Below are 1010 nucleotides of genomic sequence, written 5' to 3' on the forward strand. Positions count from 1 at the left end.
CATTCAATATGGTGTAATTAAAGTTAAGTCGCTTAGCTATAACTCATCGGGCAGTAAGTTTTTCTTATGTTGAGGCTGATGAATATGTATTCATGGATAATGAAGACTTTACTCCCTATAGTTTCAATAAAACAGATATAGAAGAAGAGCTTTTATTCTTTACTTACTTCAGGAACAACCTGGACTGCAAGTTTTAGTAATGGATAACCAAGCCATCGCGTTAGAACTTCCGCAAACTGTCGATATGGTAATTATAGAGACAGCACCAAGTCTCAAAGGAGCATCAGCCAATGCAAGAACAAAACCAGCTATGATAGCAACCGGGCTAATAATACAAGTTCCAGAATACTTATCCATCGGCGAAAAAACTCGCATTCACATTGCAGAACACCGTTATATGGGCCGTTGTGATTAAAATCGATAAAAATAAAACAATAACTGCTCTTACTTACAGAGCAGTTATATTAAAAAATAAAAGTGACTAACTTCAAAATAAAATCAATCATAGCTAATTTCTAACATGCACTGCTTTTTTATTAAGCCACAAAAAACGGGTTTTAGCATATTTAATTAGTGATTTTTGTCGCTGATTAGTTAATAAATCCATACTTATCTTTTGGGTTGCCATATTTCCAGCATTATCCCAACAATTCGTTTCTAGCATATTATCATTTACAATATTTTGACAGGCAGGTACAGTAATAGCGCCATAAAAATGAATTACACCGCCAGTATCTAATTCACTATAAACTTGCGATGATAAAGTTAATACCAGTAGAAATATAAAAAATTCTTATTTAAATAAGAAGGTATCTTAGGATCGGCATTGCGATATTTTTATATAAAATCATAAAAAGTTTAATGCTGGTCAATTAATAAAATTACTATTAAATATTTTTATTAAATAATTACTGAGAAATTGCTAATGATTTAGTAAAATAACATTTACTACCATAACTCAATATCTTATTGAATCATGAAATATGGCTAACCACAAAATTCCACATAAG

1 pseudogene is annotated in these 1010 nt (G+C 31.0%); it reads left to right on the top strand.

Annotation, left to right across the window (positions count from 1 at the left end):
- Positions 1-41: 41 nt before the first annotated feature.
- Positions 42-415, top strand: a pseudogene (locus ARSQ2_RS09325) (elongation factor P-like protein YeiP); the annotation flags it as partial.
- Between the last annotated feature and the right edge of the window lie 595 nt (positions 416-1010).

The organism is Arsenophonus endosymbiont of Bemisia tabaci Q2, from assembly GCF_902713415.1.
In the GTDB taxonomy this organism is placed as follows: domain Bacteria; phylum Pseudomonadota; class Gammaproteobacteria; order Enterobacterales; family Enterobacteriaceae; genus Arsenophonus.